22 protein-coding genes and 1 tRNA gene are annotated in these 20,241 nt (G+C 43.2%); 11 read left to right on the top strand and 12 right to left on the bottom strand.

The features are described 5' to 3' along the window. Positions 1–37 precede the first annotated feature (37 nt). From D891_RS0104240 to D891_RS0104230, 3 genes are read left to right on the top strand one after another with little or no spacing between them, the layout of a single operon-like run. Positions 38–688, top strand: a complete 651-nt coding sequence (locus tag D891_RS0104240; protein WP_025209789.1) for a hypothetical protein — start codon at positions 38–40, stop codon at positions 686–688. A gap of 1 nt (position 689) precedes the next feature. Beyond that, positions 690–1,055 (top strand): gamma-glutamylcyclotransferase family protein, encoded by a 366-nt coding sequence (locus tag D891_RS0104235; protein WP_025209788.1) that lies wholly within the window; start codon positions 690–692, stop codon positions 1,053–1,055. After that, positions 1,055–1,345, top strand: a complete 291-nt coding sequence (locus D891_RS0104230; protein ID WP_198014792.1) for a hypothetical protein — start codon at positions 1,055–1,057, stop codon at positions 1,343–1,345. The genes D891_RS0104235 and D891_RS0104230 overlap by 1 nt, the downstream gene beginning before the upstream one ends. On the opposite strand, the gene D891_RS0104225 is transcribed toward D891_RS0104230, so the two are convergent. From D891_RS0104225 to D891_RS0104210, 4 genes are all read right to left on the bottom strand, one after another. Next, positions 1,346–3,058 carry a DUF2207 domain-containing protein gene (locus tag D891_RS0104225; RefSeq protein WP_025209786.1) on the bottom strand — a complete coding sequence of 571 codons (1,713 nt, stop codon included), beginning with the start codon at positions 3,056–3,058 and terminating at the stop codon, positions 1,346–1,348. Beyond that, the gene (locus D891_RS0104220) at positions 3,039–3,587 is read right to left on the bottom strand and encodes a LemA family protein (RefSeq protein WP_025209785.1); all 549 of its coding nucleotides are present in this window, start codon (positions 3,585–3,587) and stop codon (positions 3,039–3,041) included. The genes D891_RS0104225 and D891_RS0104220 overlap by 20 nt, the downstream gene beginning before the upstream one ends. A gap of 117 nt (positions 3,588–3,704) precedes the next feature. Next, the gene (locus D891_RS0104215) at positions 3,705–4,277 is read right to left on the bottom strand and encodes a peroxiredoxin (RefSeq protein ID WP_442905303.1); all 573 of its coding nucleotides are present in this window, start codon (positions 4,275–4,277) and stop codon (positions 3,705–3,707) included. A gap of 277 nt (positions 4,278–4,554) precedes the next feature. Beyond that, positions 4,555–4,641, bottom strand: a tRNA-Leu gene (locus D891_RS0104210). Between the two features lie 63 nt (positions 4,642–4,704). Between D891_RS0104210 and D891_RS0104205 the strand changes: the two genes are divergently transcribed. The 8 genes from D891_RS0104205 (at position 4,705) to D891_RS0104170 (ending at position 12,928) form a co-directional block, all read left to right on the top strand. Further along, positions 4,705–5,631, top strand: a complete 927-nt coding sequence (locus D891_RS0104205; RefSeq protein ID WP_025209783.1) for a calcium/sodium antiporter — start codon at positions 4,705–4,707, stop codon at positions 5,629–5,631. 11 nt (positions 5,632–5,642) lie between these two features. Then, positions 5,643–6,554, top strand: a complete 912-nt coding sequence (locus D891_RS09465) for an OmpA family protein (protein WP_025209782.1) — start codon at positions 5,643–5,645, stop codon at positions 6,552–6,554. Positions 6,555–6,568: 14 nt separating this feature from the next. Continuing rightward, positions 6,569–8,113: an ATP-binding protein gene (locus D891_RS0104195; RefSeq protein WP_025209781.1), complete on the top strand. Its 1,545-nt coding sequence runs from the start codon at positions 6,569–6,571 to the stop codon at positions 8,111–8,113. Between the two features lie 191 nt (positions 8,114–8,304). Next, positions 8,305–9,099 carry a flagellar hook-basal body protein gene (locus tag D891_RS0104190; RefSeq protein ID WP_025209780.1) on the top strand — a complete coding sequence of 265 codons (795 nt, stop codon included), beginning with the start codon at positions 8,305–8,307 and terminating at the stop codon, positions 9,097–9,099. Positions 9,100–9,113: 14 nt separating this feature from the next. Continuing rightward, positions 9,114–9,902: a flagellar basal-body rod protein FlgG gene (flgG, locus tag D891_RS0104185; protein ID WP_025209779.1), complete on the top strand. Its 789-nt coding sequence runs from the start codon at positions 9,114–9,116 to the stop codon at positions 9,900–9,902. Further along, positions 9,832–10,752 carry a flagellar basal body P-ring formation chaperone FlgA gene (gene flgA / locus D891_RS0104180; RefSeq protein ID WP_084042311.1) on the top strand — a complete coding sequence of 307 codons (921 nt, stop codon included), beginning with the start codon at positions 9,832–9,834 and terminating at the stop codon, positions 10,750–10,752. Before flgG ends, flgA begins: the two co-directional genes overlap by 71 nt. Beyond that, entirely contained in the window at positions 10,749–11,300 is a 552-nt protein-coding gene (locus D891_RS0104175; protein WP_025209777.1) for a UbiX family flavin prenyltransferase, read from the top strand. Before flgA ends, D891_RS0104175 begins: the two co-directional genes overlap by 4 nt. After that, complete coding sequence (locus tag D891_RS0104170; protein WP_025209776.1) at positions 11,297–12,928, top strand: ABC1 kinase family protein; 1,632 nt, start codon at positions 11,297–11,299, stop codon at positions 12,926–12,928. Before D891_RS0104175 ends, D891_RS0104170 begins: the two co-directional genes overlap by 4 nt. Here the strand turns inward: D891_RS0104170 and D891_RS0104165 are convergent. The 8 genes from D891_RS0104165 to nusA all read right to left on the bottom strand — a co-directional run bounded on the left by D891_RS0104165 (position 12,925) and on the right by nusA (position 20,233). Beyond that, on the bottom strand, positions 12,925–14,109 hold the full coding sequence (locus D891_RS0104165) for an HD-GYP domain-containing protein (RefSeq protein ID WP_025209775.1): 1,185 nt from the start codon (positions 14,107–14,109) through the stop codon (positions 12,925–12,927). The genes D891_RS0104170 and D891_RS0104165 overlap by 4 nt on opposite strands. Then, entirely contained in the window at positions 14,109–14,501 is a 393-nt protein-coding gene (locus tag D891_RS0104160) for a PadR family transcriptional regulator (protein WP_025209774.1), read from the bottom strand. The genes D891_RS0104165 and D891_RS0104160 overlap by 1 nt, the downstream gene beginning before the upstream one ends. An 87-nt stretch (positions 14,502–14,588) precedes the next feature. Beyond that, on the bottom strand, positions 14,589–15,440 hold the full coding sequence (truB, locus tag D891_RS0104155; protein ID WP_025209773.1) for a tRNA pseudouridine(55) synthase TruB: 852 nt from the start codon (positions 15,438–15,440) through the stop codon (positions 14,589–14,591). Next, a complete protein-coding gene (locus D891_RS0104150; protein ID WP_051453557.1) occupies positions 15,430–16,392 on the bottom strand; it encodes a DHH family phosphoesterase in 963 nt (320 codons plus the stop codon). Before D891_RS0104150 ends, truB begins: the two co-directional genes overlap by 11 nt. Then, entirely contained in the window at positions 16,352–16,753 is a 402-nt protein-coding gene (gene rbfA, locus D891_RS0104145) for a 30S ribosome-binding factor RbfA (protein WP_025209771.1), read from the bottom strand. The genes D891_RS0104150 and rbfA overlap by 41 nt, the downstream gene beginning before the upstream one ends. Next, positions 16,750–17,031 carry a DUF503 domain-containing protein gene (locus D891_RS0104140; RefSeq protein ID WP_025209770.1) on the bottom strand — a complete coding sequence of 94 codons (282 nt, stop codon included), beginning with the start codon at positions 17,029–17,031 and terminating at the stop codon, positions 16,750–16,752. Before D891_RS0104140 ends, rbfA begins: the two co-directional genes overlap by 4 nt. After that, positions 17,028–19,160, bottom strand: a complete 2,133-nt coding sequence (gene infB, locus D891_RS0104135; protein WP_025209769.1) for a translation initiation factor IF-2 — start codon at positions 19,158–19,160, stop codon at positions 17,028–17,030. The genes D891_RS0104140 and infB overlap by 4 nt, the downstream gene beginning before the upstream one ends. Beyond that, on the bottom strand, positions 19,157–20,233 hold the full coding sequence (gene nusA / locus D891_RS0104130) for a transcription termination factor NusA (RefSeq protein ID WP_051453556.1): 1,077 nt from the start codon (positions 20,231–20,233) through the stop codon (positions 19,157–19,159). Before nusA ends, infB begins: the two co-directional genes overlap by 4 nt. Positions 20,234–20,241: the final 8 nt, after the last annotated feature.

The following is a 20,241-nucleotide window of genomic DNA, read 5'->3' as shown; positions in this document are numbered from 1 at the left end:
GTTAATGAAAAATTCGGGAATATAAGGGGGTGTTTGTATGTGGGAGATTATCGGCAAATCATTTGAAATGATGTTTAAGCGTCCTATATTCTTTGTGCCTGCCCTGTTGCCTGCGGTTATCTCTTTGGTTTTAGCCTTGCTTGGTATAGGCTTTATGTATAACCAGACGGACACATCAATGGCTATAGGGTTTGTTATAGTATTTATAGGCATAGCGCTTTCATTCACGGCAATGCTCATAGCCAACTCCGTTATTATACACATGGCATACGAATATGAAGCATACAACAGACTGAACCTATCCGAAAGCTTCAACATCGTAATGAACAAACTTGGTATTATCTTTTTGGTTTCAACGATTATCGGTATAGCATCGGCTATAGGCATAGTGCTATTTGTATTACCCGGCATAGTCGTAATCCTGTTTACGCTATTCTCCATGCAGGAGGTTGTGCTTCTAAATAAGGATGTTAAGGAAGCCATCATGGGCAGCTATGAGCTGGTAAAGCAAAAATTCGGCAGCGTTATTGTGTTTTTATTGATCATGTTTATCATATCACTGCCCATCTCCATAATCTTAAAATTCATACCGATTATAGGCCCTGCCGCAGCATCGCTGATAATAGGCACACTATCACCAATAGCCACCACCCTGTTCTATATGCAACTTAGAGAAGACCAGTTATGATATGCGCCTGTTTGTGTATGGGACGCTAAAGAGCAGATACAAAAACAACGCCCTGCTTGTAAAATTAAAGGTTAGATATTGCGGCAAGAGCACAACAAGGGGGCGTTTCTGCCTGGGTTTTCATCTATACCCATACCTTACAGAGAGATGCCCACCGTATCTTAAAGGAAGGGTTGTAATAGAGTGCTATTCAATAAGAAGGGATAAAATCGCCGCAATAGACAGATATGAGGATATGCGCATATACAGACAAGAAACTGTGAAGGACTCATCAAATAAGAAAGGCGTGGTATACATGATGCGCAAGAGAAACCCCACAAAGCCGATTAAGTTTAAAAAACCCATAAGGGGCAAGCTGTGTTTTTAATGGAGGCTGAAGCAAACCTCTTTGGGGTTAAATCAAAGGGATTGTTTCAGGTAAGGGGAAACGGCAAACTCATATTGACAGAAAAAGCTTTAATCTTCAGACCGTATGATTTTAAAAAGGACATATTCATCAATGTAAAGGAAATCAAAACCGTTCAATTGAGGCTATCGTTTTTGGGCAAAACGGTCTTTAGAAAAATACTCACAATCTCAACTGCAACAGATGAAGTAGGATGGTTGGTTAAGGATCCCCAAAAATGGAAAGCGGCTATAGAAAAACTGATGGCATAATCACCAACTGCTGCCGCCACCACCACCAAAGCCGCCGCCTGAGAATCCGCCACCCCCGAAACCGCTCGAGCCAGAGGCCGCAGATGATCCGCTGGATGAGGGCTGGGATGTAAATGTCTGTCCCATCATGGTTATATCCCTATCCATCATGGTCGCAAAGGTATATGCAGAGAATGCTCCGTGTCTGTCTGTTCTATACCAATTGGGCGGCTGACTAACCAGATCATCAAATTTCCTCGCCCACTTCTTTAGTTCACCGAATGCAATGGCAAACGATAGCGTATTGTAAAAGTAATCAGGGTCCTCATCCAACAACCTCTTCAAGCGGTCCTTTTCTGCCCTTTCCATAAACTCCTTAAAGCCCCTGATGGCAAAGTATCTATCCGTGCCCTTGCTTGATTTTTTCGGCATGATCTTGCCAAACACAAAGAATATAACGCCGGTAAGGACAAATGCTGTAAAATACTTCATCTCAAATTGAATAAAGAAGACAAAAGACAAACCAAAAAAGCCCATAGCAACCATCTTTAATATCAAACCCAGCTTCCTTGTGCCTTTCTCATAAAGCCTTAATTCCTTTATATAGCTATCCAGGCTGGATTTGGCATCGTTCATCGTTTGATAAAACCCATTCCTCAAAGAGCTAACCCTAACAACATCGCGGTTATCAAACAACCCGTAAAATATTATCTTCTCAAACTCCTTTGCCGTCTCAGGTAAATCCTTGAGTTTTCTAAGCAAAAGGTCTCTTTTTCTAAACAGGGCCTTCTTGTTCTCAACCTCCTCTATCTCTATATAACCCTTGCTTGCCCAATAGAATATAAGGGCTATCAAATCATCGTTGTCTATCGTATCATCTATAAGCATACCGGCCTCAGCCGGTGTCATATCCTCAGGTGGCTTATAGTAAACGGCTATAGGCCTCTTTCTATCCCTTCCCACCACATACCACAGGCCAAAGAGCGCTATAAACACAAAAAACGGCAGGGCAAATATGGAATTATTCAACATAAACAGCTTAAGCCTCAACCACAGCCCACCGCTGCCTATATACCCTTTGGGGAAGGCAACAACGACGGTCAAGCCGTTATGGGGAGCAAGGGGATGGTCAACATAGCAGCTGACAGTTCCGCCAAAATAGGTGGCAGGCTCCTGATGCTTGCTGCCAAACGGTCCGCTAAAAACCCTGTATTTGATTTTATCCTTTGAAAGCTCTGTTGGCAGATTTAGATTAAAGGACGACCTCAGAATCCTAACAGGCCATTTAGTGCCAATCACATTGTAATAAAACTCATCGTGTTTTGAGAACCTATTGATAACGCCAAACATACTGAATCTAATCTTATAGACCACATCACCCTTAACATACCTATCGGGGGAGCCTATCCGTATTCTTACATTTCCATCGGCTTTTCTAACGCTATACTCAAACCCATCAACCTTTATGTTGAATATGGATATCTTATAAACCCTTCCAAAAGCCCCTCTGCCGCTTAAGGAATTATCCACTTTATAGCGGTAAGGTATGATCCTTATGATGCCGTGCCTTTTGGTTGTAAAATACACCTTAATCGTTTCAACCACATCCACAACGCCGTTTTTGTTTATGTAAATATCGGAATGGTAATCCTTTATATAGAAGGATTCGGATTTAGCGTATCCAGGCAGTGCAAGAAAAAGAAGTATTAGCAGCCTAAAAGCTAACCTTAACATTCTCCCTCTCTGATTCTGCTATCTCAAAGAACTCCCTCTTGGTAAAGCCAAACTGCTTTGCTATCAAAACAGAGGGAAACGACTCACAAAGAACATTGTAATCCCTGACAACGGCGTTGTAATACCTCCTTGCCATCTGTATATCATCCTCAAGCTTTGATAGTGTGTTTTGAAGGTCCAAGAAGTTCTGATTGGCCTTTAGATCCGGATAGCTCTCAGCCAAAGCAAAGATGGTCTTCAAGGCATTGGTCAACATATTCTCGCCCTCTGCCTTCTCCTGAACACTCTTTGCATTCATGGCCATATTCCTGGCCTTTATGACATTTTCCAATGTCTCCTTCTCATGCTTTGCATAACCCTTTACCGTTTCAACTAAATTGGGTATGAGGTCGTATCTCCTCTTTAGTTGAACATCGATGTCGCTCCATGCATTGTCTATCTGGTTCTTCAGCTTTACAAATCTGTTGTAATAGTAAACAACCAAAAGGAGTATCGATAAAACGACAATTAGTAAAACTAAACCAAACATAGAAAAACCCCTGCTTTTTTTAAACTTATATCAACAATTTATATATTATTCAATAAAAAAATACGGGGACAGCTTAATGCTGCCCCCGCACAGGGAAAAGGTGGGCAAATTTGGGCTTTATGAGAGGAGTTCCTCAATCGTTACATAGTCCCCTACCCTACCGGTCATCTTCTCGATGTCTGTATTCACCGGAAGCGTTTTCTTGCCTGGTCTCCAGTTTGCCGGACAAACCTCTCCAGTTTTATATACATGCTGCCATGCCTGAATCTGTCTTATAAACTCATTGACATTCCTGCCTACGCTTGGGCCCTGAACCTCTTCTGCAACAACAACGCCGTCTGGGTTTATCAAGAACCTGCCCCTTAAAGCCAGTCCTTCCTCTTCTATCAATACGCCAAACTTCCTTGATACCTCACCGGTTGGATCTGCGCCTATTGTCAGTTTTAGATCCTTCAACAGCGGCTCTGTCTCAGCAAACCTCTTGTGGGAGAACTTTGTATCTGTGGATACGGCCAAAACCTCAACACCCATCTTCTGTAACTCATCGTATTTTGCGTTCATTGCAGCGATCTCTGTTGGGCATACGAATGTAAAATCGGCCGGATAGAAGCAAACAACCAGCCACTTGCCTTTATAATCCTCGCTCGATACCCTTACATATTTTCCTGTTTTTGCATCATAGGCATCCATCTCAAACTCTGGAACCTTCCTCATTACCAATACGCCTGCCTGTGTCCTTTCCATCTTTTCTACCTCCTCAATCTCAATTTTTTCTTCTTGCTTTTCTTCGATTGCCTTAATCTCTTTCTCGCAAGCCATCTTTCCACCTCCTAAAAGCTTCGGTTAAGAATATACATCAAAGATAATTTTTTATCAAGGAAAAAAATTACAATTTGGGAAAAGAATAATCGAATAAAAATAAATATTCACACCAACTTTTTATCTTTAGAAAATAAAAGGGGAAAAATGGTGCCGAGGGCGGGATTTGAACCCGCACGGGATTGCTCCCACCACCCCCTCAAGATGGCGTGTCTACCTATTCCACCACCTCGGCAGATGAGCACATATTCAATATATTATTTCTTATAAGTTGTCAAGTTTAACTTTGAATGGTAAAATGGCAGCCATGTTAGCCGAACAGACCGTTATCTTTATCATCTCCCTATTTGTGGTTGTTAAATCCGCAGACTATTTCACAGAATCGGCAGAAAGGGTTGGCCTGTTTTTTGGACTATCGCCCTTTATAGTTGGCGCTGTAATTCTATCCATAGGCACAAGTCTGCCTGAGCTGGTTACAAGCATAGCGGCCGTTTTACAGAAGCATTCAGAGATAGTTATTGCAGATGTTGTGGGTTCAAACATAACCAACATACTGCTTGTATTGGGTGTTTCAATCCTATTCACAAAAAACAAAACGCTAAAACACAACGCCGCCTTGGTTGACCTTCCTATACTAATATTAAGCGCATTCTTCATCTATCTTGCATTCAAGAATTCCAATTTTGGGTTTACAGAAGGGGTATTCTCCCTCCTTGCGCTGTTTATATACATACTCTATGCAACAAGCTCCAAAAAGATAGACATAGAAGAAGAGAGCAAAAAACTTACACCAAAAGAGCCGATTATACTCATAATCAGCTTGATTTTGCTGAATTTTGGGTCAAAATACACAATAAAGAGCGTAATAGAGATCTCAAAAATACTAAACATAAGCACAGGCGTTATCGCATCGACGGTTATAGCCTTAGGAACGAGCCTGCCGGAGTTGTTGGTGAGCGCAACCGCGGCAAGAAAGGGCAAATTGGAGATTGCCATAGGTAATGTTATAGGCTCAAATATATTCAACGCATTCGGGGTTGTTGGTCTTGCATCGTTGTTTGGATCACTAAAATTAGACGCATCGACAGCCGAATACGGCATACCGTTTATGATTGCATCGAGCATATTGTTGGGTTTCATAGTGCAAAATAAGGAGACATCGAGGTGGGTTGGGGCAGCCCTTTTGGTTTTTTACTGTTTCTTTGTGTATAAGCTGTTTTTATAAAGGGGGATAAGATGAGGTGGATAAAGGTTGCCGTTGCCATTGTGATGGTGTTATCCTTAACAGTTAGGGCTGAGCTTATCTTTAGTCAGTTTCCCGGCTCAAAACTCATATACCACACAAAGAAAAACTTTGATGAGATAGCGATTCTAAAGTCTAACAATGCCAAATGCAAAAGACCAAACGATTGCTCAAAGGAAACAATAGATGGAAAAATAGAAAGATTCGTCTATAGACTGCCGCAAAACAGGACGGCGTTAGAGGTGTATAAAAACTTTGAGATGGCCATAAAAAGGGCCGATTTCCAAATCCTTGCCCAACTCAGAACCAAGCAGATTCGATACTTCATTGAGAAGGATTGCGGGTTTCCCGATATAAACGGCTTTGGCAGCGAAAACGACAGGGATCACTTCTATATATCGGCACAATCCAAAGACAAAAGCGAGTATGTAATGGTGTATGTCGGTGAGGGATACAGGGGGCGACCGGGCAAGGCAGCAATAGCCGTAATCAAACCAAAACAGATGGAAACGGGCCTTGTCAGAATAATAGATGCAAAAACAATGAAAAGACAGATAGAGGCAAACGGCCACATACCCATCTATGGCATATACTTTGACTTCAATAAAGCAACCCTGAAACCATCCTCAGAGCCCACCATTAAGGAAATCGCCAAGCTCTTAAAGGAAAACCCGTCTTTGAAACTGTATGTTGTTGGACACACAGATAACATTGGGAATTTGAACTACAACATGGAATTATCGAAAAGAAGGGCAAAGGCCGTCGTTGATGAGCTAATCAACAAATACAACATAGACCCAAGCAGGCTAAAGGCCTTTGGCGTCGGGCCATTGGCTCCAGTGTCCACAAATAAAACAGAAGAAGGAAGGGCCAAAAACAGAAGGGTTGAACTGATAGAGCAGTAAAACAAGGAGGCACCATGAAAAAACTCCCAATAGGCATCCAGACCTTTAGCAAGATCATAGAGGAAAACTGCTACTATGTGGATAAAACCCACTTTGCATTAAAACTCTTGCAGGGCGGTGGATACTACTTCCTCTCACGCCCCAGACGCTTCGGCAAATCACTCTTCCTTGACACATTGGCAGAGATATTCTTAGGGCACAAGGAACTATTCAAAGGGCTATACATCTATGACAAGTATGACTTCAAACCCCACCCTGTCATAAGGATATCATTTGGCAGTGGGGATTACTCTTTGGATGAGAATCGAATCCATAAAAGACTAAAATGGGTTTTAAAGGAAAACCAGGAAGACTTAGGGATTGACTGCGGTGATCTATCCAACGAGGAGTGTTTTGCCACATTGATTAAGGAGTCTTATAAAAAATACAACGAAAATGTCGCCATCCTCATAGACGAATACGACAAACCCATCCTTGACAACATCACAAACAAGGATATGGCAAAAAGGGCAAGAAACATACTAAAGAACTTCTACTCTGTGATAAAGGACAGCGACAGATACATCAGGTTTGTCTTTATCACTGGAGTAAGCAAGTTCTCAAAGCTCAACCTATTCAGTGGTTTGAATAACTTAGAGGATATTACAATTGATGAGAACTATGCAGAAATCTGCGGCTATACACATGATGACCTGTTGACTGTCTTCAAAGACAGAATAGAGGGAATAGACTTAGAGTTGGTCAAGAGATGGTATAACGGCTACAACTACTTTGGCAAACCACTATACAACCCATTTGACATACTGCTCTTTCTTTCCAAAAACCATGAGTTTAGAAACTACTGGTGGCAGACAGGAAACCCATCTTTCTTGATAGAGAAGCTAAAGGAAGAAAACCACTACATACCAGAGATTGAGAATGCACTCATATCAGAAGAGGCATTAGAGGCCTTTGATGTGGAATACATTGACTTTAGGGCACTCCTGTGGCAGACGGGGTATTTGACGATAGATGAGAGGATAACGGACGAAAGAGGAAGACTAAAGTATAAGCTTAAGATACCAAACTTAGAGATCCAATACTCCCTGAATGAACTTTTTATACTCTACCTCACAAACCAGAGACAGGAGATGTACAGATACGAGGACAACCTCTATGAGGCCCTAAAGACCAACGACTTTCCCTCCTTCATCAACCACCTAAAGACCATCTTTGCAACCATTCCCTATCAGAACTATGCAAACAACATCATATCCAGGTATGAGGGATACTATAGCAGTGTTATCTTTGTCTACCTAATGGCTTTGGGCTATGATGTGATACCTGAGGATATAACAAACAAGGGAAGGATTGATTTAACAGTTAAGATGAAGGATAAGATCCTCATCTTAGAGTTCAAAGTGGATCAAGAGAAAGACAAACCGATAAAGCAGATAAAAGAGAGAAGATACTATGAGAAATACTTGGATGAGAACAAAGAGATATACCTCATTGGGATGGTGTTTGACTCAAGAGAGAGGAATATTAGTCAGTGGGAAGTTGAAAAAGTAGATGAGTAGATGAGTGGATGGGAGGATGGGAAGATGGGATTTTAGAATGCCCCTTTTTTGCACTTGCGAGGTGCAAAAAAGGGATGGGGGTTAGAATCCTCTGCTAATTAAAGATCCTTCCATTTAGAATATCAGATCGTCCATACTGCAACCCTGATTGGAACATACTTTGCTATAAACAGCTACAAGGAGGTGGAGTTATGTTCAGTGGGGTTTACACTGCTGCCGGTGGCATGGTGATTGAGATGCAGCGGGTTAATAACATAACAAACAACATCGCCAACCTGAACACACCGGGCTTTAAGAAAGAAGGCATCAATGTAAAGAGCTGGTCAAGGATCTGGGGGCTTGCAAATGCATCCCTGCCGATACCACCCAATACAAAAGCCGCAGCCGATTTCATTAACGAGACGAAAAACTCCATACCACATTTAGATGTCGATTACATAGACTTCTCATCGGGGCCTTTAAGACACACAGGAAACAAGCTCGATTTCGCTTTGGAGGGAAAGGGGTTCTTTCTAATCCTAACCCCCAACGGTATTCAATATACAAGAAATGGACAGTTCGAAATCAACAAAGACGGTATTTTGGTTCAAAGGGGCACTGGGTATCCGGTTGTGGGCGAGGATTACTTTAGAACCAACAAACCCATAAAAATAACAGGCAAAAGCTTGATTATAAGAAGCGACGGTGAGGTTTATTCAGACGGAGTCAAGCTGGATAAGATAGCAATAAGGGACTTCAACAACTATGCAAACCTCAAAAAGGCACCAAACAGCATGTTTATTCCCATAAACGGCGAAACGCCCATACCAGCCCCCAATACATACCTCAAAGAGGGCTATTTAGAATTAAGCAATGTAAGCATAGTAAAAGAAATGGTAAATCTGATCGAATCTCAAAGGAATTTCGAAAGATACCAGAAAATCATAGACTCATTGGGCAACGAACTGTTATCGGATATTACAAGAAACCTGAGCAAGGTGGGATAATTTGGAGGTAAGCGATGATTAGATCCCTATGGACGGCTGCAACGGGAATGGAGGCCCAGCAGCTCAATGTCGATACCATAGCCAACAACTTAGCAAATGTAAATACGGTGGGATTCAAACGAAGCAGGGCAGATTTTGAGGATCTGCTCTATCAGATGGTAAGACAACCCGGTGTTTCATCGACGGCCAACACAGTGGAGCCAACAGGCATACAGATAGGCCTGGGTGTAAAGCCTGCTGCTGTCGTTAAGAACTTCTCCCAGGGAAACTTCAAAGAGACAGGCAACCCCTTAGATGTGGCCATAGCAGGACATGGATTCTTCCAGATCCAGATGCCAGACGGAACAACGGCATACACAAGGAGCGGTGCATTCAAGATAGACAACAATGGACGAATAGTAAACAGCGAGGGTTATCCGCTTGTGCCTCAGATTACCATACCCAACGACACGGTCGCCATAAACATAGGAAACGACGGAACCGTTTCGGTTTTGGAGGCAGGTCAGCAGACGCCAACCCAGATAGGCCAAATACAGCTGGCTTACTTTGTAAATCCAGCCGGCTTAAAAGCCATAGGACACAACCTCTATCAGGAAACGACAGCCTCAGGAACGGCAACAATAGGAAATCCGGGTTCTAACGGTCTTGGCACGCTTGAGCAGGGTGTGCTTGAGATGAGTAATGTAAGCGTAGTCCAAGAGATGGTTGAAATGATAGCTGCTCAGAGGGCTTATGAAACCAATGCAAAGGCTATACAGACATCCGATGAGATGCTTCAAACAGCTAATAATGTTAAGCGTTAGCCTGATACTTCTGCTATCAGGCTTAAGCCAGGCCTGTGATGTCGTTCTAAAGAAAAGTGCAACCGTATCAAAAGAGCAGGTCAGGCTTTCGGATATAGCCAAAAGCTATCCCTCTAAGTATGCCAATCTAATACTATGCCCCTCGCCCTATGTAAACAACTCCATAACCCTAACACGCAGATACATTGAATCCATACTAAAAAGAAGGGGTATAAACCTAAAACTGTGCGGGTCAGACACCGTAAAGGTAATATCAAAACCCTATCTGCTTACTCAAGAGAAACTCATCGATCTCATAAAAGACAGAGACATTGTATTCATTACGGCCCTTCCTATAAGGTTTAAGTTCTATCCCTATAAACTAAAGCTGCTATCCACCTCATCAAGTGGCAACCTGCGCCTTTATAAGATAGCATTAATCAAAAACAACAAGATATACAAAACACTAACCATAACGGCAAAATCCAACAGAAGAGAAAGGCTCATTCCCGTCGCAAGCAGGGATATACCGTTGGGCGAAAGGATAAGCCAGGGGGATATAACATTCAAAAAGGTCAAACGCATTCTGCCTACATTCATACTCAGCAGTTCATCCATCACAGGCCGTATAACCACATCGTTTATAAAGAAGGGCTCTCCGTTCACGCTATCCAACACAAAGCGATTTAAACCGGTCAGGTTGGGTGATATAGTAAAGGTGGAGGTTGTATCGGGCAACATAGTAATCAGAACGATAGCAAAAGCCCTAAAAGGGGGATACAACGGCGACATCATACCCATAATGTATATTAGTTCAAAAAGGGTGTTGCCGGCAAAGATCATAGGAAACAAGGAAGTGCTCGTGCAATGAGGATAGCCATTGGAATAAGCGGGGCAAGCGGTGCGATATACGCAAAAAGATTGATAGAGGAGTTATCTGACGACCATGAGCTGTTCTTGGTTATATCAAAGAACGCAAGGTTTATATTCAAGCAGGAGATAGGCATCGGATTTGATGATTTCATAAAGGGGTTTTCTGTGCGATTGTTTGAGGAGAACGACTTTACATCACCCATAGCCAGCGGCTCTTACAAGTTAGACGCCTGCATAATTACCCCCTGCAGCGTAAAAACCCTCTCGGCTATAGCAAACGGGTATGCCGATAACCTTATCAGCCGATGTGCCGATGTCAGTTTAAAGGAAAAAAGAAAGCTATTACTCCTTGTGCGTGAGATGCCACTATCTGCCATACATTTGGAGAACATGCTAAAATTATCAAGGATGGGGGCCGTGATCATGCCGCCCTGCCCTGCGTTTTACCATAAACCACAAACAATAGAGGATATGGTAAACTTCGTCATCAGCAGGGTGCTGGATCATTTAAATATAGAAAACAACCTAACTAAGCGCTGGGGATGATTAGAAGAAAAACGGCCATTAGAGGCCTAAAGAGACTCAATCAGATAGGCTTTATTCTTGCCAAATACGGACTATCCGAGCTGCTTGAATGGACACACCTTAAAAAGACAAAGAAGATCGACGAGCAGACCGTCGCACAGAGGTTTAGAAAGCTCCTTGAGGATCTGGGGCCAACATTCGTAAAGTTCGGCCAATTGATGAGCACACAGGAGGGCATACTTCCCCTATCGTTCATAGAGGAGTTAAAAAAACTCCAGGATGATGTTGAGCCCTTCGGATTTGAAGAGGTAAAATCCATAATAGAATCACAATTAGGCAAAAGCATAGATGATATATTCGACGAATTCGACGAAAAACCTGAGGCCAGCGCATCATTGGGACAGGTTCATAAAGCAAGACTCAAAAACGGCGAATATGTGGCCGTAAAGATACAAAGGCCAAATATCGAGGAGATAATTTCATCCGACATGTTCCTTCTAAGGCAACTGGGCCTGCTCATATCCAAACGGATAAAACAATTCTTCCACTTCGATATAATGCCATTGATCGATGAGTTCGATAAGACCATACACAGGGAGATGGATTACGAAGTGGAGGCGCATTACATAGAGGTCTTCAAAAAGAACTTCTCACGGTTCGATTATGTGTATGTGCCCAAGGTTTACTGGGAATATACAACACAAAAGATCATCACCATGGAATACATATTCGGCTATAAAGCAACAAACAAGAAGCTATTGGAAGAAAAAGGCTTTGACCTTAAGGATTTAGCCGTAAAGGGGGCAAAGGTCTTCTGGTATCAGATATTCGATGTAGGGCTATTCCATGCAGATCCACACCCGGGCAACATAATAATAATGGAGGATGGAAGGATATGTTATATCGATTACGGCATGGTGGGTAAAATCAACGACGACGACAGGATGTCGCTCATTGAGATGATCTCAGGCTTCATAGAAAAAGACGCAGACAGGATAATATACTCGATCGACAACTTCACAAGCTCAAGGCAAAACACAAACCAGGAGGAGCTAAAAAACGACATAGATGAGCTCATAGAGATGTATCACTCCCTGCCGCTTAAGAGGATGAATCTATCGAGAATGCTGAGGGAGATCTTCTCCATATTAAGGAAACACGACATATTGATAAAGAGGAGCTCATCAAGGCTATTGAGGGCCATAATCATAGCAGACGGTGTCGGCAGGGATTTCAACCCCGATTTCAACTTCACAGAGATAGCAGCCCCGTATTTCAAGCGGTTTGCAAAGAAGTTCTACTCACCCATCCGAATCCTGAGCATTCTTCTAAAGCCCAGCCCCGATTACATACTGGCGGCAAAGAAGCTCCCATCAACAACCAAACACCTCATAGACACACTCCAGAAGGGCTCCTTAAGGGTTGAGGTCGGTGTGGATGAATTCCCTCGAATGATCGATACATTCAGATATGTGGCAAGGCAAATTGGCATAAGCCTCATCATCAGTTCCATCATCATAGGCGTATCCATACTGCTGGCATTCAGAACAGGCCCAAGCATACACTCCATACCCCTATCGCTGGTAATTGGCATCATCATTATCGTCGTATTATCCATCGGTATAATAAAAGCGGAAAAGAAGCTCTAAATAATTATACCGCTTATGTTGATATGCGGATTGGCAGACAGATCTATCTCAAAGGGTTCTATTCTCTTGCGTCTATCGTTAAACAGCACCCTGATTACCGGCCTTGATAGATTGTCTTCGTTTATCTTTGAAACAACTCCTATATAATTCTTAAACCTGCCGGTCGATATGATAACCGTCGTGCCAAGGGGATATGCCGGTATAATGTCGAACATCATCTTTAAAACTTCCTTGTTTATGTGGGTGCCTGCCATCCTCTTCATAATAAAGAACGCCTGATCCGGCGTATAAGCGCTCCTATAAGCCCTCGGCGAAACCAAGGCATCATACACATTGGCCGCATAGACAATCTCTGCAAGGGGCATTATATAGCCCTTCTTTATCTCCTTCTTGGGCAGGGGCATGGTATTATCACCCTTTAAGCCCCTCGGATATCCCTGACCGTTTTGTTGTTCGTGGTGCTGATAGACTATATGGGCAGCAATAATGCCTATTTCTGCTATATCCTTCAATGTTATATAACCCAGTGTGGGATGGGTCTTTATTAATTCAAACTCCTCTTTTGTGAGCTTTCTGGGCTCCTCATACAGGCTCTTGTTTATCAACACCCTGCCGATATCATGCAAAAGCGTGCCTTTGGCAAGTTCAACCAACTTATTCTTATCATAGAGAAACTTATCTGCTATGGCCACCGACAGAACGGTAACATCGACGCAGTGCTTGTATGTAAAATCGCTATGCCTTTTAAAGCTAACAAGGCCACTCAACATCTTGTTATCCAAAACCTCATCCACAATCTGATAAGAGACGGCTGCGATGTTTTTGGTTAGTCTTGAATTAACCAGCTTATCCTTGATTCTGCCCCTCTCTATCTCCCTCTTAATCTCGCTGACCGTGGTCTTTTTAAGACCCTTCATCTCGCTGACAGGCACGCTGAAGAGCGCCCTGATATGCTGTATGGCCTTTCTGCGGGTTTTTTCGTTGATGTCGTCCTCAACAACGATGTCCGATGTGTCTGCATCTTCAATGAAAACCGTATCATAGCCCAACTTCTTAAGCTGATCTATGTAAAATTGGGTAAGCTTAACCCCTCTATTAAGGAGCACCGTTCCGCTATCGCTGATTATGGCCCTGCCCAACACCATGCCGGGCTTTAGGGAATCAACGCTGAGCCTATACATTATCCGTCTTTTTCCTCTTTTATCTTATTGTAAGCCCTAAGAAAGCTGTTTATGCTCTCCTTTATATTGGCCAGCACCCTCGCCCATTCATCTAAATTTGACATGCCCTTATCGGTAATTCTGTAAATCCTCTTTGCCGCACCCTTCTCCTTGACATTCCACCTTGAGCTAAGCAACCCCTCCTTTTCCATATTCCTCAATGTCTTGTAAACATAACCAAACTCGTGCGTCTCGTATTTTACACCCATCTCCTTCAGTTTTTCAATAAGTTCATAACCGTGAGCCTCACCCTCTGCCAAAAACAGCAGCAAAAAGGCCCTTAAGAACCTTGGAGGCCTATCGCCGGGGTAATTCTTGCACCAACCCTTTATCTTAACATTGACCTCGCTCATACAGCACCCCCTCTCTTTTTTATTTACAATAATCCCTTATGGTCGTAAAGTCAATAGGTAATTATCAAACAAGTTTTTGAAATTAACTTAAGTAAATATCGCTCTATAGAGGTAATTACCCCCGCTTCTTTCTATTAAAGCCAGGGTTTCATCCGAAGGACCAACAATGCGGTAAAATCTATCCTTTAATTCAAAACACCTCAATATCTTGCAGATAGGCACACCGTTGCTTATCTTTTTTACGGCATTCAACTCAACAACGATCTGTGGTATAAACGATAAGGCTTCAGATACAGACAATATCTTAGGATTGGATATATCGCCCGCATCATCCACACTAAAGGGGTGGATATACACCCTTCTTAGATTACTGACAACGCCCCCAACACCGAGACGCTCACCTATATCATGCGCCAAAGACCTTATATATGTGCCCTTTGAACAGGTAATCTTAAAAACAGCCTTGTTCTTAGAAAAAGACAATATCTCCATGGCGTATATGTGAACATCCCTCTCTTTAGGCTGCACAACCTCTCCCTTTAAGGCATACCTGTATAGCCTCTTACCCCTGACCCTAACATTGGAGAATGGCGGAGGGGTTTGCTTTATCTTTCCTATGAAATCAGACATTACGACCTTTAACCTATCGTATTCAACCTCAACCGCCTCATTATTCTCAATAATATTGCCCCAGATGTCGTATGTGTCGCTTTTTATACCAAAGCTAAACTCAGCGATATAAACCTTATAACCATCCTCGAACAGGCTCAAAAGCTTTGTCGCCTTATTCGTGGCACACACAAGAAGACCGCTTGCCATCTTATCCAAAACGCCCGCATGGCCAATCTTCTTTATACCCGTTATCTTTCTGAGCTTCCTTATGACATCAAACGATGTCAAACCACCGGGTTTATCAACAAGTATTATACTATTTTCCATTTTCAAGGAAAGAAAACGCCTCTATTATTCTTCTCTTTGCATCGTTTAGGCTTGCCTCTATCATACCGCCTGCTGCGTTCTTATGCCCACCGCCGTTGAAATGCCCGGCAACCTCACTGACATCCACATTACCCTTAGACCTTATGCTTATCTTAAACCTATTAGGCTCATCCTCCCTCAACAAAACGCCAACCTCAACACCCCTAATGCTGCGTGCATAATTCACAAAACCCTCGGTATTATCGGCATTTGTGTTGGTTTTCTCAAACATCTCCTTCGTTACATAGACTAAAGCCAGCCTGCCGTTGTAAAACAGCTCAAGCGTATCCAAAACCAGGCTCAAAAGCTTGAATGTCTCGGGCTTTTCAGATTCATAGATGTTGGATGAAATAAACCATGGTTCAACGCCCCTCTCCAAAAGGTCTGCAGCTATCCTGAATGTCTTTGGACTCGTTGATGAATACCTGAACGAGCCTGTATCGGTCAATATGCTCAAATAGAGATACTCAGCCGTTGTCTTCGATATGGGTATACCCGACACCGTAAATATATCCCAAATAATACAACCAACCGCCGAGGCATCGGGCTCAATCAGGTTTATATCCCCAAACCCCGGGTTGGTTTTATGGTGGTCTATGTTTATAAAGAGCTTACCCTTTAAATAATCCCTATCCAATCCGCAGCGGGATAACTCCGCTGTATCGACGCTGATTACCACCTCAACATCCTTACAATTACTGATCGACTCTATAACCCTATAATCCTTCAAGAAATCATAGGTGTATGCCGGTTTTGTTGGATTCTCCACATACACCTCCTTGCCCATCTCCTTAAGCACACTATAGAGGGCAAGCGATGAGCCTATGGCATCACCATCCGGATTTTTATGCGATACAATCAAAAAAGAATCCCTATCCTTCAATATCTGACCGATCTTCTTTTTTATCTCCATCTTCTTCCTCTTTTATCTGTTTCAAGATAGCATCAATTCTAAAACCGTAATCAATGGAATCATCATACTCAAAAACGATCTTGGGCATGTATTTAAGCCTGACCTTCAAAGCCAAACTCCTTTTAATGAAACCCTTGGCATTCTCCAAAACCGCCAATGTGTCCTTCTGCGTCATGCTGCTTAAGTTAGAGCTGACAAAAATCTTTGCAAGCCTCAAATCGTCTGTCATCTCCACATCTGTAAGCGTTATGCTCCTCAATTTTTCGTTGCCGCTTTCGAACTCAAGTATCTCAGAGATGGCCTTTTTAATCTGGCTTGCAACCCTATCCTTTCTCTTGAAGCCGCTATTTTTGCCGATCATAGCACTTCCCTTCTGACATCTATTATTTCACAGTCAAAACCATACTCCCAAAAATCCAGCATCTTATTGAATACGGCATCCACAAACTTAGAGCTATTACTGACAACCGCAACACCTATAGTCGCCATATTCAACACATCGTTGTTGTCAACTTCGGCAACAGATGCATTGAAGTTGTTTTTCGTTTTCTCAATAAGGCTTCTAATTAGTCGCCTCTTCTCCTTTAGCGAAAAACTCCTATCTATCCTGAAGTCCACTTCCATTATACCTACAATCACAGCTCCCTTTGAACCTTGACTATCTGATAAACCTCTATAACATCACCCTCTTTTATGTCGTTAAAGCCCTCAATGCCAACGCCGCACTCATACCCCTGCTGAACCTCACTGACATCATCCTTAAACCTCTTAAGCGACGATATATCGCCCTCGTGGATGATGACACCGTCCCTTAACACCCTAACCTTCGCATTCCTTGCTATCTTGCCGTATGTCACATAGCAGCCGGCCACGACACCGACCTTTGGCACCTTAAAGGTCTGTCTAACCTCAACCCTTCCAAGGATCTCCTCTTTTTCTTCAGGCGATAACAGACCGGAGAGGGATTTCTTAACATCATCGACTATCTCATAGATAACCTTATAGGTTCTAACCTCAACCTTCAGATCACTGGCAAGCTTTAACGCCTCCTGGGTCGGCCTGACATTAAACCCTATCACTATAGCACCTGAGGCCTTGGCCAAGTTGATGTCGGTCTTGGTTATGGCTCCAACGGCTGAATGTATAACCTTAACCGTGACTTCTTCTGTTGAGAGCTTGGATAATGCATTGGTTATAGCCTCAACAGAGCCATACACATCGGTTTTGAGGATGATGGGAAGCTCCTTGATCTCTCCACCCTCTATCTGCTCAAATATATTCTCAAGGCTTACCGTCTTCTGAGACAGCATGGTCTGCTTGAGCTCTTCCTGTCTCTTTTCGGCGATCTCTTTAGCCTTCTTCTCATCGCTTACAACGATCAAAGTATCGCCCGGTTCTGGAACACCGTGAAGACCCAAAATCTCAGCCGCAAACGACGGGCCAACCTCTTTGACTTTTTTACCCTTATCATCTATAAGAGCCCTGACCTTACCGTATTGGACACCGACGATGAACGCATCGGATTGCCTTAGCGTCCCTTCCTTTACAACAACCGTTGCCACAGGCCCCCTGTTCTTATCCAATTTGGCCTCAACCACAACAGCCTTTGCCCTCTTGTCTGGATTGGCCTTAAGCTCCATCATCTCAGCCTGCAATAGAATCGCCTCAAGCAGCTCATCAATGCCTATCCTCTTTTTGGCGCTGACATTGACAAAGAGGTTGTTGCCGCCCCACTCCTCAGGCACAACGCCGTAATTGGAAAGCTCCTGCTTTACCCTTTCGGGGTTTGCATTGGGTTTATCTATCTTGTTGACGGCAACCACTATAGGCACACCTGCAGCCTTTGCGTGGTTTATAGCCTCAACGGTCTGCGGCATAACACCGTCATCGGCTGCAACCACCAATACAACTATGTCGGTGATCTGGGCTCCCCTTGCCCTCATCTCGGTGAATGCCTCATGCCCCGGCGTATCCAAGAATGTTATGAACCTGCCGTCAACTTTTACAGAATAGGCGGCTATATGCTGCGTTATACCACCGGCTTCCCTTGCTGCAATATTCGTCTTCTTTATGGCATCAAGAATGGAGGTCTTTCCGTGATCGACATGGCCCATAACGGTGACTATCGGGGGCCTCTCCTTTAAATCCTCAGGCCTATCCTCAATCTCTAACAACTCCTCTTCAAGCTCGCTGGAGGCGGCCTCTTCCTTAAGCTCAAAGCCATACTCCTCGGCTATGAGTTTTGCCGCATCCTCTTCAATAATGTCGTTCTTTCTGGCTAAAATCCCAAGTTCAAACAGCTTGGATAGAACCTCAGAAAAATCGACGCCAAGCTCGTTTGCAAACTCAAAGACCGTCATGCCCTTGCGGAATTCAATCTCGTTGGACTCCTCTTTGGGCTCTTCTTCCTTTGTCGTCTTTTTATATTTCTTTCTCTTTTTGAACTTCTGAGGGAGCACATCCTCTATAAATTCCTTCTTCTTGAACTTCTCCTCTTTCTTCTTATGTGGCCTGGATTTAGGCTGCTCCTGCTTTGTTTGCTCCTCTTTCTTCTTTTTCTTCTTATCCTCTTTCTTCTTCGATTTGAGCTCCTTTATGGCCTCTTTTCTTGCCTTATTCCACTCCTCAATAAACTTCTCCGCCTTATCCTCTTCCACACCGCTGAAGTTGCTCTTTACCTCAATACCCATATCGTTGAGTTTCTTTATTACAATATTACTCTTGGTATTCAGCCTTCTTGCTATCTCATAAACCCTTATCTTCTTCATTGATTACCTCCATCCTCTAAGGTGGCATCGCCATCGCTGCTATCCTCTCTCTCTGAAATCTTGGCTATATCTATATTGTATCCTGTAAGTTTGGCCGCCAACTTTGCGTTAACGCCACCCTTACCTATTGCCATTGAGTATTCAGCATCATCCACATAAACCTTAGCCTTCTTAAGCTCCTCGTCAATCTCAACCGATATGACCTTTGCAGGCGACATGGCGTTCCTGATATAGATAGACGGATCTGCACTCCACTTTATTACATCTATCTTTTCATCGCCCAATTCCCTAACGATAGCGGCTATCCTGACACCCTTTGAGCCGACGCAGGTGCCTATCGGGTCTATTCGGGAGTCTTTCGAATAGACGGCAACCTTCGTCCTCCTTGAAGGCTCCCTGGCCACAGCCTTGATCTCAACGCTGCCCTCCCTAACCTCAGGCACCTCTTTCTTGAATAGCTCCTTAACAAAGCCTGGATGGGTTCTTGAGAGTATCAGCTTAACCTGTTTAGGCTCCTCAATTACATCCAAAACATAGGCCTTAATATGCTCACCAACCACATATTTATCGTTGATGCCCTGCTCCCTTTTGGGCAGGATTCCAATGGCGTTTTTAAAATCTATGATAACATTGTTATTAGCCCCTATGCTCCAGACCTCTCCCACTATGATCTTGCCTATGTATTCCTTATACTCCTCATACGCCTTATGTTTCTCAATATCCCTCAAAAGCTTCGTTATTACATTCTTTATCGTCGTTACGGCTATCCTTCCCAAACTCTTTGCATCGACCTTTTCCTCAACATACTCACCCGGCTTTACATCCGGCTTTATCTTTCTTGCCTCCTCTATGCTTATCTGGCTATCGAGCATAGGCCTTTCTGTGACCTTCTTCTTAACATAAACATCAAATATCTCATTATCCACATCCGTTTCTATCCTGACATCCGCCTCATCCCCATACTTCTTCTGTATGGCTATCTTTAAAGCCTCAGCCAAGTATTCAACGACCTTGCTCAACTCTATTTCGTGTTCTTCGGATATCTTCTTTGCTATCTGCAGTATCTCGCTCACCACTTACC

This window comes from Hippea sp. KM1, from assembly GCF_000526195.1.
Classification (GTDB): Bacteria; Campylobacterota_A; Desulfurellia; order Desulfurellales; family Hippeaceae; genus Hippea.
This window is presented reverse-complemented; position numbering and strand designations above follow the sequence as displayed.